This is a genomic window from Nocardia huaxiensis (assembly GCF_013744875.1).
Lineage (GTDB): Bacteria > Actinomycetota > Actinomycetes > Mycobacteriales > Mycobacteriaceae > Nocardia > Nocardia huaxiensis.
In genome coordinates this window covers 2,909,478-2,922,409 of record NZ_CP059399.1, presented here as the reverse complement: position 1 = coordinate 2,922,409, position 12,932 = coordinate 2,909,478, and the positions used below count along the sequence as shown (strand labels likewise).

The window sequence follows — 12,932 nt, the reverse complement described above, 5'->3', positions numbered from 1 at the left end:
ATTCCATTGAGCGACACCGCCTCCGGGCGGTGCCGCCGGTACCCCTACTCTTCTCCGGATCCCGTTGAACGGGATCGGCTCCACGTGCAGCACCCTGAACTGCACCGACACAAGGAATGTCCCCCTGATGAAGATCAACAAGTTCGCCGTCTCCGCTGCCCTGCTGTCGGCCTCCCTCGCCGTCACCAGCGGAATCGCCTCCGCCGCACCCGAAGTCGCGGAGGACGGGGCCATCAACTACGCGGCGACCAATACCGAGTCCCAGGCCATCATCAAGACCGATGCCGGGTCCATGGTGGTCGAGGACGGCGTCTTCAAGGTGAAGGCGGCCAATGGAACCACGGTCGCCGGAACCGAATTGAAGTTCCGCGTCGACGATTTCGAGTTCCCCATCGCCGCCGAGATCCACGACCGCGTCGCCACCCTCACTCCGCAGTTCGACCTGGCGCACGCGGTCTACAAGCCGGTGGCGCTGCCCTACGAGAACTCCGCGCCGTGGAAGTCCGAGTACGAGCGCGAGCAGGCCGCCTGGAGCCGCATGACCAGCACCATCGGCATGGGTGCGAGCATCGGCACGCTGGTCGGCGGACTCGGCGGCGCGGCCATCGGCTGCGTAATCGGAGGCGCCACCCTGGGCACCGTGACCGGCGTGCTGACCGCCATGTTCGGCGCACTGGGCGGCGTGGCCGTGGGCTGCATCATCGGCATGAGCACCGTGGGCTTCCTCGGCACGCTGCTCGGCCAGATTTTCGTGACCGCCCCGGTGGCGATTCTCGCTGCGGCGCAATACTTCACGACGATCAACCAGCCGTTCACTCCCGCGGCGAAGTAGTCAGGACAGGCGATGCGCTCCGGCGGCAGGGGTGACCGCGAAGGTCCGGGGTGGCTGGAAACCCCTGGCGTAGAACGCCTCCCGGATCGACTTGACGACCCGCGACGTGGTGTCGCGGTCCACGAGGGCGATCACGCTGCCGCCGAAGCCGCCGCCGACCATCCGCGCGCCATAGGCCCCCTGGGCCGTGGCGGTGTCCACGGCGGTGTCCAGCGGTGGTGCGGAGACTTCGAAATCGTCGCGGAGCGAGCGGTGTCCGGCGGTGAGGGCGGGGCCGATGGCGCGTGGGTCGCCGCCGGTGCGCAATTGTTCGGCAACTGCTCGGACACGGGCGTTTTCGGATACGACGTGCCGGGCGCGGCGGCGCAGAACGGGGTCGGTGAGTCGATCGGTGTCGTCGATCGAGGCGACATCGCGCAGAAACGGAACGTCCAGTTCTTCAGCGGCGGTGGCACATTCGGTGCGGCGACGCGCGTACTCACCGTCCACCAGTCGATGTGGCGTGCCGGTGTCGATCACGAGCAGTTCGAGGCCGAATCCTTCCAGATCGAAGGGAATCTGCTCGTGCTCGCCGGTGCGCACATCGAGGAACAGGACATGACCGGCGGTGCACAGGATCGCGGCCGATTGGTCGAGCACGCCTGTCGGCACGCCCACATAGACGTTCTCCGCCGTGCGCGCGATATCGATGATCTCGGCGGCGGAAACGCTGGGGGCGAACAGGTCACGCAGGGCCAGGGCCACCGAGCACGACAGCGCGGCCGAGGAGGACAGGCCCGCGCCGATCGGCACCGTACCGTCGACATCGAGGTCCACCCCCGGCACCTCGTAACCGCGACGGGTGAATTCGCGCAGTACACCCAGCGGATAGTGCGACCACTCCGGCAGTTCCGACCATCCGGAAACACCGAGCGCGCCGGTGCTGGTCTCGATGGGTTCACCGGCGCGCTGCCGGGATCGCAACCGCACCACGCCATCTCCGCGCACTCCTGCGACGCAGGTCACACCCAGCGGCAAGGCCATCGGCAGGACGAATCCGTCGTTGTAATCGGTGTGCTCGCCGATGAGGTTCACGCGCCCGGGCGCGAGCCATCGTCCCGCTGTGGCTTCCACCTGCAACTCCTGTCGAAAGGTCGTCCAGGCCGTACGCTTCGGATTGGCAGGGAGCATAACGAGTCTCGCGAAAAGCGAGACTGCGGGTTCCGCCAACAGGGATACGCGGCGCGGAAATTCGTGCCATGATCGACTTGGTTACCCAGATCTGGACGGCAGTACTCCCGGCCAGCGCTGTCCCGTCGTCCACTGGGTCCTATGCTCGTACAGCAGTACTCGGTTCATGATCACCGAAAGCCCCTTCGAGCACTGTTCGAGGGGTCGGTGCGTGGCACGGTCTTCGGGAATGGAGCGGCAAAGGGGGGCTGGTGGGAACAGGCACAACACCGGCCGGTGAGTCCGGTCGGCGGTTCAAGGTCTGTTGGCGTTCCGTGCTGTTCTACTCCGGCCTTCTGATCGTCGCCTTACCGCTGATCTTCAAATCCCACACCCTCGCGCTGGCCACGCTCATCGGTTCGGTCACCCTCAGCCTGGTCATGATCGGCGTGGGCATGCACCGGTACCGGCCCCGGCACACCGTGCCCTGGTATCTGCTTTCCGCCTCGGTGGTGCAGGTCACCGTCGGCACCGTGCTGCGCGAAATCAGCGACTGGCAGCGGCATCCCTTCGACGATCTGTTCACCCTCAGCGGGTACTGCTTCCTCGGCATGGCGGCGGTGCTGTGGCTACGCCCCCGGCAGAACAGCACCGATCACGACCTGCTACTGGATTCCGGGCTGATCGGCCTGGGCGCGCTGCTGGTGTCGTGGACCTTCCTGATCTCCCCCATGCTGCACAAGGCCACCGCGGTCGACCTCACCACCATTGTGGCCGTGAGCTATCCGGTGGTGGACGCGCTGCTGCTCACCGTGGTCGCGCATTCCATCGTCACCTCGGCGCGCTCGGAAACCTCGCTGCGCCTGGTGTATGTGGCCATGCTGGTCATTCTCGTCGGTGATCTCGGCTACAACCTGGAGATGGTGGGCTCGGCCGATCTGAGCCGCGAGTTCCTGCTCATGCCATTGCAATTCGCCTACATGCTGGCCGGCGCGGCGGCGCTGCACCCCAGCATGGTGGTGCTGGGCGGGCCACGCGATATCCACGCGCACCGGTCGCGGCAGCGGGCCAGCATCATCGCCATCATCATGATCGTGGCCGCGCTGGTGCCGGTGGTCGGCTCCAGCCTGGAAATGATGGACCGCGTGGTGGTTTCGTCACTGTTCGCGCTGCTGCTGGCCGGTGTGCTGCTACGCAGTGAACGCGCCATCGAGCGCAGCGCCCGCAGCGAACGGCGCGCGCAGTACCAGGCCGATCACGACATGCTCACCGGACTGCTGAACCGCGCCGCCCTGCTGCGGGCCCTGCATCGCAATCGGGAGCGGTGGGGTGAGCAACCGCTCGCGCTGCTGTTCATAGACCTGGACGGCTTCAAGCGGGTCAACGACAACTACGGGCACGCGGTCGGCGACGAGCTCATCGCCAATGCGGCGGCGCGGATTCGGCGCATCATCCGCCGCGACGATGCGGCCGCGCGCTACGGCGGCGACGAATTCGTGGTGCTGGCCCCGCTGGCCCGGCAGCAGGCGCTGCTGCTGGCCGAACGGCTGCTGACCACCCTCGGGGAGCCCTTCGAACTGAGTGCGGCCGAGGTGCGCATCGCGGCCAGCATCGGCATCGCCTACAGCGGCACGCGTGGCGACGTCACCGTGTACGAGCTTCTGCGAGAAGCGGATTCGGCCATGTACCACGCGAAGGAGTATTCGCTCGGGTACGTTTTCCATGATGATCTCAGGCACGGTCATCCGGAGTCCGGACCGCGCACGTGGCGACGGGAGTCCGCGGTCTGACATCGGTAATCGTTGTCACCGCACGGATATTCAGGTTTTCATGCAGTTCGCCACACGTCGTCATACCACTACCCTGCGCTACACCACCACACTGCTCTTCGCCGCGGCCTTGATCGCGGGCTCCTCGGCCACCGCGCTCGCGATTCCGGTGGGCTCGTCCGATTCCGGCTCGGCCACGGCCCTCGTCACGGGTTCGGCCTCGGGGTCGGCCAACTCCGGCTCGGCCACTCCCGGAACGGGTTCGGCGTACAACCCCAACAGCGGTTCGGCCAAGTTCGGCGAACGCGTCGGGATGATGGGACCGCGCATCGCGGCGGGCATCGAAGCGCTCGTGCGCGGCTTGGGATTCCAGCCGGGCCTCTACCTCAGCTGCGCGGACGTCGAACGCAACGGGGCCGCTCCGCTACTGCGTGGCGCGCCCGGGTTCAACCCGGTGCTGGATCCCGACGGCGACGGAATCGCCTGCGACTGAACAACCCTCGCCATCCCGGTGGGCCGATCGGCCCAGCGGGATGACCGGGAGTTCTAACTAGCCGGCCAGCTCGTCGAGTAGCCGACGGGCGTTCTCGAGCTCGGCCTGCAACTGCTCGACCTTGGCGCGCTGCGAGGACCGCACGGCCTCCAGCACGCCGTCGACCACCTCGGCCACCTCGGGGTGCAGCAGCTTGGCCGCCTGCGACACAGCCGAACTCGGCACCGACAGGCCCTTGATGGTGCGCTTCTTGCCGTTCACCACATCGAGGGTCCACTCGCCGTCGGCGGTGCCGCTGAGGGTGACCGTGACCTCCGGAGCCTTGGGCTTGCGGGCGGCCGCGGAGGCGGCGGGCTTGGGCTTGGCGGCGGGCTTGGCCGCGCCCGGCTTGGACTCCGCGGCGGGTGCGGCGTCCGTAGCGGGCTGCGGCGCCTCGACTTTCGGGGCCGGGGCAGGCACGGGGGCGGGCACGCTCGGCGGGGCCGCCGGGGCCGTCACGGGCGACGACATGGTCACTGTGGAGTCCTTCCTGGTTGCCGTTTTCTGTTTCGCACCGGCGGCCGCGGTGGGGCGGGCCGGCTTGGTCAGGGTCACCTCGGTGGGGCCGAACGACAGCACATCTTTGGAACCGGTCGGCTTCACCTGCAGGTAATCACCCTCGGACGGATCGCCGAGCGAAATCACCTTTCCGGAACGGCCTTCCGGCACGCCGACAGCCGCGGCCGTGAACCACACCATGGGCGGACGGCCGGCGTCGATCTGTTCGGCGATGTGCCGAATTTCGGTCTCCGACAAGGGCAGTGGCTTGGTGGTACGGGACGACATTGGGCTCTCCGGGCGGACGGTCGGACATCTGCGTGCCAAGAGCATGCACCATGGCACCGACAAATCCACATCCGGAGAATCCGCCCCGCCACCACCGCACGGGTTCGCGAACCTTCAGCTATCCGTCTGATCTGCGTGTTCCGACTCGATCGATGCGGCCTGCGAGCATGACCGGCGGCACCGATCCTAGGCCCGGACCACCACCCCCGCGCAACTTTTCACAGCTGTTGCACGCCGCGCAGTTCGCACTGGACGGTCTGCGGGCGATTGACCGGATCCAGCCGGGTCTCGGTGACGAAGCCCTGCGTGGCCCCGGCGCCCACCCGCACCTCGGTGGTGGTGCGTTCCAGCAGCGTCGATTCCGGTGTCAGGAAACTGATCACCACCAGATACCGGTGATCGACCTGATCGAGATTGCTCACCACCGCGGTGGCCTCCCAGCCCACGGCCGTGCCCGTGCACGCGGTGAGGAACGCGCTGCGGCGCGCGGCGGCGTCGGTGGTCTCGGTTCCCGGTTCGTCGGCCGGGCGCTGCTGCGCACAGCCGGGCAGCAGCGCGGCACATCCGGCCGCGAGCAGAATCGACGTGAGCCGCCGGGTACCGGCGAGCCTCAGACCAGGGGCGATCATCGAATCTCCCGTTCCACCGCGCACTTCCGCCCCCGCAACTACCATTGCCGCTAATTAGCTGCGGGCAGCAGAGTACCGCACGCTCACCGCGTGTCGTCACATGACGGCGTAGGTGTGTCGCTCGTTGACGGTGCGAACCGGCACGTCAGCGCGCCCCAAGGGTTTCCAGCACCCGCCGGGCCTGATAGTCCGCGCCCAGCTGGTTGGGATGGAACGGCACCGCGAGCCCGATCGGATTGCCGGAGAAGGGCAGCAGCCCCTCAACCCAGCGCGTACCGACCGGCTGACACGCGTCGTGTCCGGCGCTGCCGTCGTAGGTGTTCACGAAATCGACGCCGGTGGTCTCGGCCACCCACGCGAGGGTCTGGTGCAATTCGAGCAGCTTGTGGCCCAGCCAGATCGCGTCACCGTCGGAGATCGGGATCTCCGGGAAGCAACCGCCGTCCAGATCCACGCCCTGGAAGTAGTCCAGCAGCAGAATGCGGGCCTGCGGCGCGCGCTCGCGAATGCCCGCGATGGTCGCGATCACCCGGTTGGCGGTGGCGGCGAGATTGCGCGACATGCGGTCCTCGCCGTCCACGACCATGCGGTCGCGGCAGGGCGTCGCAGCGGGATCGAGGGTCACGCACGTCATGACCGTGGCGGCCAATTCCGCGTCATTGCCGCCGATTTCGAGGGTCACCAGATCGGTGGTCTCGGTCAGCCGATCGAACTGCGGGGCGTTGGTGCCGAGCGTGCCGGTCTGCGGTGCGGTCATGTGCTTGGTGGTGGCGCCGCCGCAGGTGGCGTCGCGGAAGACCGGGATGTTCAGGGTGGCGGCCACCTGCTTGGCATAGTTGCGTGCGCTCTGCACGCACTGCGCGGGCGTGAAGACGGTGGTGATCTGACTCAGCGTGGCATCGGCCGCCCATGAATCACCCAGTGCCACATACTCGTTGAAGCCGGTGCCGGCATCGTCCGGGTCCGCGTGAGCGACGGGCAGCAGAGCCGTCGCCAGAATTCCGGATGCACCCACCACCGCGGCCACCACGCGCGAGATTCTCATGTCCGACTTCCCCTCACCCGGCCCGGCGCAATCCTGGACCGTCGTCCAGCGCGAACCTAACAGCCGGTCGGGCGGTGTGCGCGGTGAATCCGCAGGATTCCCAGGCCCGCCACCACCAGGCAGCCGCCCACCACCCACATGCCCACGCGCTGACTGCCCGTCCAATCGCGCAGCCAGCCGGTCACATACGGTGCGGCGAACCCACCCGAGTTCGCGATCGAGTTGATGAAGGCGATGCCACCGGCCGCCGCCGCACCCGACAGGAACCCGCCCGGCAGCGCCCAGAACGCCGACAGGGCGCACAGCACGCCCACCGTGCACACGGTCACCGCGACCATGGCGGCGAAGGGGTTGCCGAGGTACAGGGCCACCGGAATGGCCACTCCCCCAACCAGAGCCGGGAGCGCCACATGCCATCCGCCGCCGTCGAACCGATCGGCGTAACGGCCCCACCACACCATGGCCACCGTGGCGACCAGGTACGGCACGGCATTGATGAGCCCAGCCCGAACGCCGTATCCGTGAGTCCCAGATCGGCTTTCATCCCATTGGGCCCCGCGAACCCGATGTTCACCCGATCCAGATAGTTCACGAAGTACAGCAGCGCCAGGAACGGCAGCAGCCGAATCACGGCCTTGCGCACCGCGATTCGCGCTGGATCAGGCACGGCCGGAGCACCGGTGCGCACCGGTTCGGTCACACGCGGTCCACGGACTCGGCGCGTTCGTAGCCGAGCAGGACATCGTGCGCGACTTCACCATCGGCGACGGTGACCCGACTGAACGCGGGCGGGTAGCCGCGGGCCATGACGGTGTAGCGACCTTCCGCGAGGTCGGGAACCTTGTAGTGGCCGCGATCGTCGGTGCGGGTGGTGGCGATCAGGTCGCCGGCCTCGTCGAGAATGGTGATCTGCGCGTTCGGCACCGCCAGGCCGCCCTCGGTCCACGCCGCGCCCGCGAGCACGGCGCGGGGCGCGAGTTCCAGGTCGTGGCGCAGCATTCCGCTCTCGGGCACGGTGAGGCTGATGGCGGCCGGGCGCATGTGCTCGGCGACCGCCACCAGGGTGTAGGTCCCGGCGAGCACGCCCCGGCAGGCGTAGCGGCCCTCGGCGGTGGTGACGGCCGAGCCCACCACATCGCCGTAGCCGTCGGTGAGGGTGACGGTCGCATCCGCCAGGGGCACACCGCGTTCCGCCGACCGGATCACCCCGGAGACCTCACCCGAACCCATGAGTGCGATATCGAGCTGATGCGGGCGGCGGCCGACGGTGACGGTGACCGCCGAGGGCTGGTAGCCGTTCGCGGAGACGATCAGCACATAGGATCCGGCGCGCGGGACACCGATGATGTAGCTACCGTCCTCCTCACCGATCGCCCGCGAAACCTGGTGTCCGCGTTGGTCTATCAGGGTCAGCACCGCGTCGGGTATCTCATGGCCGTCCTCGCGCCGCACGCCGCCGCCGATCGAGAGTGCGCTGGTCGTCGCGACCGGCTCGCCCTCGGGCTCCGGTTCCTCCTCGACCGGCAGCTCCGCGACGGGCGTCGGAAGATCGTGCAGCGGAAGCTCTTTCATGAACAGCAGCACGAACGCCGCCAGGGCCGCCACCGCCGCGGCCACATAGAAGACTCCGCTCATGGCGTCGGTGAACCCGATCAGGATCGGATCGCGCACCGCCTCCGGCAATGCCGCGATATCGCCGGTATTGCTCTGCACCTGATTCAGCTGGGCCGCATCGAATCCCGGCGGCAGCGCTCCGCCGAAGGCGCGCATGATCCGATCGGGCAGCAGGTTGAACAGGATGGTGAGGAAGGCCGCCACCCCGAGCGTGCCGCCCATCTGCCGGAAGAAGGTGGCCGACGCGGTGGACACGCCCATATCCGCTGCCGGGGCGGCGTTCTGGGTGGCGATGATGAGCGTCTGCATGCAGAAACCGAGGCCGAAACCGATGACGCCGCAGTACACCAGCGGCTGCCACAGCGGCGAGTCGTACTGCACCAGCGCGAACAGCACCGATCCGGCGGCAATGATGAGCGACCCCAGAATCGGCAGGACCTTGTAGCGTCCGGTGTATTTGGTGATGAGCCCGGCGATCTGCGCGCCGACCATGATGCCCAGCACCAGCGGCAGCATGAACAGCCCGGCCGCCGTCGGCGAATATCCGCGCACCACTTGGAAATACAGCGGCACCAGAATGATCGCGCCGAACATGGCCACGCCCACGATGAATCCGCCGAGGATGGCCACCGAGAACGTCCCACTGCGGAAGAGCCGCAGGGGAATCAGCGCGGCTTCCTTCATGAAGAACTCGGCCAGCAGGAACAGCACCAGCCCGGCCGCCGCGATGCCGTAGCAGAGCAGCGCGCGATCCGACCGCCAGCCCCACTCCCGGCCCTCCTGCGCGACCAGCAGCATCGGGACCGTGGCCATGGTGAGCGTGATCGCGCCCAGCCAGTCGATGCGCTGGGGCCGCCGCTGGAACGGCACGTTCAGGAACCTGGCCACCACCAGCATGGCGGCCAGGCCGATGGGCACGTTCACCAGGAACACCCAGCGCCAGCCCTCCAGCCGCAGCAGCTGGTCGGCATTGGAGAAGAAGCCGCCCAGGACTGGCCCGAGCACCGTGGCGATGCCGAAGACCATCATGAAATAGCCCTGGTAGCGCACTCTTTCGCGGGCCGGGACGATATCGCCGATAATGGTGAAGGCCAGCGACATGAGCCCGCCGGCGCCGATGCCCTGTACCGCACGGAATCCCGCGAGCTGATACATGGTGCCGGCGAAGGTGCAGGCGATCGAGCCGAGGATGAACACCCCGATGGCGATGAGGTAGCAGGGTTTTCGGCCGTAGATGTCGGCGAGCTTGCCGTACAGCGGGGTGCTGATGGTGGCGGTGATGAGGTATGCCGTGGTGGCCCAGGCTTGTTGGTCGAATCCGTGCAGGCTGTTGGCGATTCGCACGATCGCCACGCTCACGATGTTCTGATCCAGCGCGGCCAGGAATACGCCCAGCAATAGTCCGGACAAAACGGTCAAGATTTGCCGGTGCGACAACGACTGCGCCGGAACGGCATTCGGATCAGGGTCGAACTCCCGGGCTCTCACCTGCTGCGGCATTGCCCGGGCGGTGACATTCGTCATGTTTGGGGCCCTTGTCGGATTCGGGTGTCCGTACCTGCGGTGCTACTCGAAAAGACCTCGCCATGAAGCAATTCCGCAGCCTACCCGGACCCGAAATCCGACGAACGGGCCGGGGGAGGTTATGCCTCCACTTGTGCGTACAGCGGAATCCCGGTGTGGAAGAACCGGATGAGCCGCCCGACCCGGACGCTGTGGTCCACGCACCGGCCGTAGTGGTGCACCAGCATGGCCAGATCGATGGCCATGGCCGACCCGTGCGACCACTCGGCGTCGGCGGCGATCTCCAGCACCTCTGCGCGCAACCGGTCCATGCGCTCGTCGCGGGTCACCAGCACCTGATCGCGCGGCGGGCTCTGTGCGGCAATGACTCCCACCACGGTCTCGACGATTGTTATTGCGGCCCCGGCGATTTCCACCAGCAGGTCCACGACGTGCTGTGGCGCAACGGGTTCCGGATAACGCCGGACCACATTGTCGGCGACCCGGCTGAGCGCGTCGCTCACCGCCAGCAGGTCATCGGCGATCTGCATGGCGGTCACCACATGCCGTAGATCCCGCGCCACCGGAGCCTCCAGCGCCAGCAGGATGACCGACCGGTCCTCGCACTTGGCGTGCTCGACCTGAATCTGCTCCTCGAGCGCGAACACCTCGTACGCGGCGGTGAGATCGCTTCCGGCCAGCGCCGCCGATGTCCGCTCGGCCGCCTCATGGGTCAGCCGGGCCATATGCGCCAGCTCATCGGTCAGAGCCATGAGCTCGATGGAGAATTTCGTCCGCACCCGCATAGTTTGTCCGCCCACAAGCACCCCTGCACAGTATCGCGGGGAAATCTTTTGCCCGCGAACGAGTCTCGATAGTTGAACGTCACAAGTACCAACCAGTTTCTATGATCCAGACTCCCGGCACAACGGACACGACGGTGCGTCGCTACGGCAAAACCGCAGGCCGCCCGGCAAGACTGGGTCCGTGGCCACCCCCTCCACCACCCCCGAGGAGCAGGACCCGGCGACCGACGGCGCCGAACCGCCCGGCAACCACATGCCCGCCTGGCTGCCGCGCGCCATGGTGCTCGCACTGGTGTTCCTCGGCCTTTTCGAACTCGCGAACTGGGCCACCCACCGGCTGCTCGGCATCATCATCATGCTCGCGGTGGCGTTCTTCATCGCCCTCGCCATGGAACCCGCCGTGGATTCGCTGGCGAGCCGGGGCATGCCACGCGGGCTCGCCACCGCCGGCGTGTTCATCCTGGTGCTGGCCGCCATCGTCGCCTTCACCGGCGCGCTCGGCGTGCTGCTGGTCGAAACCGTCGGCAGTGTGCTCGACGAACTGCCCGGACTGCTCGACTCCGCCGTCGCCTGGGTGAATCGCACGTTCCATCAGGATTTCACCGTGCATCAACTGCGGGACCGGATGTTCCACGACTCCGACATCGTCAGCGGGTACGCCGAACGTGCGGCCAACAATGCCTGGGGGCTGTCGAGCACCGTGCTGGGCGGGCTGGCGCGCGTGCTCACCATCGCGCTGTTCGCCATCTACATGACCGCGGCGGGACCGAACTTCCGGCGCGCGGTGTGCTCGCTGCTGCCGCCCGCCAAGCAGACGACGGTGCTGCACGCCTGGGATCTGGCCATCGACAAGACCGGCGGCTACATCTACTCCCGTGCCCTGCTCGCGGTCATCTCGGCCGTCGCGCACGGCGCTTTCCTTGCGCTGCTGGGACTTCCGAACGCCATCGCGCTGGGTGTGTGGTTCGGCGTCATCGCCTCGTTCGTGCCCACCATCGGCACCTATATCGCCGGGACCCTGCCGATCCTGGTCGCGCTCACCATCCGGCCCATCGACGCCGTCTGGATCCTCATCTTCGTGGTGGTCTACCAGTGGATCCAGGACTACGTCCTGCAACCGCGCATCACCGCCCGCACGGTGGATGTGAACCCCGCTGTCGCACTGCTTTCCGTCATCGTCGGCGCGGCGCTGCTGGGTGCGGTGGGGGCGCTGCTGGCCATTCCCGCCACGGCCACCGTGCAGGCGTTCCTGAGCGAGTACATCACGCGCTACGAGGTCACCGACGATCCGCGCATCGACCGGCGCGGCCGCAAGTCCACTTCGTAGTCCTGACTCAGACCGGCGCGGGTTCCTTCGTCGCCGATTTGGCCTTGGCGGTGCCCAGAATCGAGCCGAGGATCACCAGCGGGAAGCCGATCGCCATGCCCGCGGTCAACGGCTCGCCGAGCAGCGAGACGCCGATCAACAGCGCCACCGCCGGATTGATGTAGGTGATGACCGTGGCCCGGGACGGCCCGACCTCCGTGATGAGCGCGAAGAACACCACGAAAGCCAGTGCCGTGCACAGCAATCCGAGCCCTACCACGGACCAGGTGGCGTCCGCGGGGTAGTGCTCGGGCCGCCGCCACACGGCGAAGGGCAGGTAGACCAGCGCCGCCATGATCAGCGAGCCGGTGACCACGCCCATCGGAGGTAGGTCCGCCAGCTTCCGGTTGATGATGATCGGACCGACCGCGTACCCGACCACGCTGACCGCGATGGCCGCCAGCGCACCGAGATTCGAGACGTCGATGTCCAGTCCGACCAGTGCGCCCACGCCCGCCAGGCCGACCAGCAGACCGGCAATGCGCCGCAGGTCGAGGCGCTCGTGCCCGAGCCGCGTGACCAGCACGACCGCGACCAGCGGCACCGCCGCGATGAGCAGGCCCACGGTGGAGCTGTTCAGTGTGGTCTCGGCCTGGCCGATGAGCAGCCACGGGCCGACGATCTCCACCACCGTATAGACCAGCACCCAGCCCCATCGCCGCAGGACGGGCGCGAAAGCCTTGCGGTACAGCGCGATCGGCAGCAGCACCAGCGCACCCAGCGCGGTGCGCCCGAAGGCCACCACCACCGGATCGAAGTCCGCGACCGCGACCCGGATCATGGCGTACGGGACGCCCCAGATCAGGCCCATGGTCAGGAAGAGCACCCACCCGCGTTTGGTCACAGCCCGGCCCTCATGGCGTCCTCGCAATTCATCCCACCACTGCTTACCTTCAGGAGC

The 12,932-nt window shown here is 67.5% G+C and carries 12 protein-coding genes; 4 read left to right on the top strand and 8 right to left on the bottom strand.

Annotated elements, in window-relative coordinates; all coding sequences use genetic code 11:
• Positions 1-127 precede the first annotated feature (127 nt).
• Positions 128-832, top strand: a complete 705-nt coding sequence (locus tag H0264_RS13015) for a DUF8020 domain-containing protein (protein WP_181584191.1) — start codon at positions 128-130, stop codon at positions 830-832.
• Here H0264_RS13015 and galK read toward each other — a convergent pair whose 3' ends face one another.
• On the bottom strand, positions 833-2,002 hold the full coding sequence (gene galK, locus H0264_RS13010; protein WP_181584190.1) for a galactokinase: 1,170 nt from the start codon (positions 2,000-2,002) through the stop codon (positions 833-835).
• Positions 2,003-2,253: 251 nt separating this feature from the next.
• Between galK and H0264_RS13005 the strand changes: the two genes are divergently transcribed.
• Together H0264_RS13005 and H0264_RS13000 are read left to right on the top strand one after the other, a co-directional pair.
• Complete coding sequence (locus H0264_RS13005) at positions 2,254-3,771, top strand: GGDEF domain-containing protein (RefSeq protein WP_231083007.1); 1,518 nt, start codon at positions 2,254-2,256, stop codon at positions 3,769-3,771.
• Between the two features lie 40 nt (positions 3,772-3,811).
• Positions 3,812-4,243, top strand: a complete 432-nt coding sequence (locus H0264_RS13000) for an excalibur calcium-binding domain-containing protein (RefSeq protein ID WP_181584189.1) — start codon at positions 3,812-3,814, stop codon at positions 4,241-4,243.
• Between the two features lie 57 nt (positions 4,244-4,300).
• Here H0264_RS13000 and H0264_RS39000 read toward each other — a convergent pair whose 3' ends face one another.
• The 6 genes from H0264_RS39000 to H0264_RS12970 form a co-directional block, all read right to left on the bottom strand.
• The gene (locus H0264_RS39000) at positions 4,301-5,068 is read right to left on the bottom strand and encodes a DUF6319 family protein (protein ID WP_181584188.1); all 768 of its coding nucleotides are present in this window, start codon (positions 5,066-5,068) and stop codon (positions 4,301-4,303) included.
• A 218-nt stretch (positions 5,069-5,286) separates the two neighbouring features.
• A complete protein-coding gene (locus H0264_RS12990) occupies positions 5,287-5,697 on the bottom strand; it encodes a hypothetical protein (RefSeq protein ID WP_181584187.1) in 411 nt (136 codons plus the stop codon).
• Positions 5,698-5,842: 145 nt separating this feature from the next.
• Complete coding sequence (locus tag H0264_RS12985; protein WP_181584186.1) at positions 5,843-6,742, bottom strand: SGNH/GDSL hydrolase family protein; 900 nt, start codon at positions 6,740-6,742, stop codon at positions 5,843-5,845.
• 56 nt (positions 6,743-6,798) lie between these two features.
• A complete protein-coding gene (locus H0264_RS12980; RefSeq protein ID WP_181584185.1) occupies positions 6,799-7,230 on the bottom strand; it encodes an MFS transporter in 432 nt (143 codons plus the stop codon).
• A gap of 208 nt (positions 7,231-7,438) precedes the next feature.
• Positions 7,439-9,856 (bottom strand): MFS transporter, encoded by a 2,418-nt coding sequence (locus H0264_RS12975; RefSeq protein ID WP_181585509.1) that lies wholly within the window; start codon positions 9,854-9,856, stop codon positions 7,439-7,441.
• 143 nt (positions 9,857-9,999) lie between these two features.
• Positions 10,000-10,659, bottom strand: a complete 660-nt coding sequence (locus tag H0264_RS12970) for a phosphate signaling complex PhoU family protein (protein WP_181584184.1) — start codon at positions 10,657-10,659, stop codon at positions 10,000-10,002.
• A gap of 187 nt (positions 10,660-10,846) precedes the next feature.
• On the opposite strand from H0264_RS12970, the gene H0264_RS12965 reads away from it, so the two are divergent.
• The gene (locus H0264_RS12965) at positions 10,847-11,992 is read left to right on the top strand and encodes an AI-2E family transporter (protein WP_231083009.1); all 1,146 of its coding nucleotides are present in this window, start codon (positions 10,847-10,849) and stop codon (positions 11,990-11,992) included.
• Between the two features lie 7 nt (positions 11,993-11,999).
• Here the strand turns inward: H0264_RS12965 and H0264_RS12960 are convergent, their stop codons facing one another.
• Positions 12,000-12,875 carry a DMT family transporter gene (locus tag H0264_RS12960; protein WP_181584183.1) on the bottom strand — a complete coding sequence of 292 codons (876 nt, stop codon included), beginning with the start codon at positions 12,873-12,875 and terminating at the stop codon, positions 12,000-12,002.
• Between the last annotated feature and the right edge of the window lie 57 nt (positions 12,876-12,932).